Annotated in this window: 1 protein-coding gene; it reads left to right on the forward strand. The window is 36.5% G+C overall.

Annotation, left to right across the window (positions count from 1 at the left end; all coding sequences use genetic code 11):
- Positions 1-173 precede the first annotated feature (173 nt).
- A partial coding sequence (locus C9J37_RS27775) for a sulfite exporter TauE/SafE family protein (protein WP_107897945.1) occupies positions 174-833 on the forward strand: 660 nt, incomplete at its 3' end.

An 833-nucleotide genomic window follows, 5' to 3' on the forward strand; every position in this document is an offset into this window, starting at 1 on the left:
TAAAACACAATATCGAAAATTATGTTCCATATCATTTACTTATCATTAATTCAAACTCTTCTACCTCATCGCTCCATTCATCGAATTTTTAAAGTTGTTTCATTTAGAGTTCAAACCAAAGATTATACATGGTAAACTGAATCTATGATGCAATTTTGAAAGTAGGTTGTTCAATGGAATTTGTCATCTTTTTTATGATTGGAATTATAGGGAATGTAGTCGGTACATTGGTCGGAGGAGGGGGACTGATTAGCTTACCCACTATGTTACTTATGGGGTTACCCGTGCATTCAGCAATCGGTGCAAACAAGGTTTCCAATACTGTCAGTTCACTCTCAAGCTTTCTTGTCATATTAAAGAGAAAAGAAGTTTCCACAAAAGAAGCATTATTAGTCCTAATGTTTTGTCTTGGAGGTGGTATTTTAGGTGGACTCATTGCTTCCTTTTTAAGCGGAAGTACCCTAACCCTTATTGCAATCATTTTATTAAGCTTTGCATTTGTAACTTCCTTCATGAATACAGGTAATTTTGATGGAACTGAACAGTTTCATGCAAGTAAAAAATCAGGAACTGCACTAATTGGTATAGGAATGTATGACGGAATGTTTGGGCCAGGAAGCAGTACACTTGCGATGTATTTATATGCAAGCCAAAAAATTGCCTATATCCGAGCAATTGGCTTAGCAAGAGTTGGGGTTTTTGCAAGTTGCTTTGGTTCTGCCATCACTTACATATCAACGGGTAAAATTTTCTGGCCACTTACCATAGCATTAATGCTTGGATCCATTGTTGGTGCACAGTTCGGAGTAAGATTAGCTCGTAAATTAAAAACG

The sequence above is a fragment of the Lysinibacillus mangiferihumi genome (assembly GCF_003049665.1).
Taxonomy (GTDB): Bacteria; Bacillota; Bacilli; order Bacillales_A; family Planococcaceae; genus Lysinibacillus; species Lysinibacillus mangiferihumi.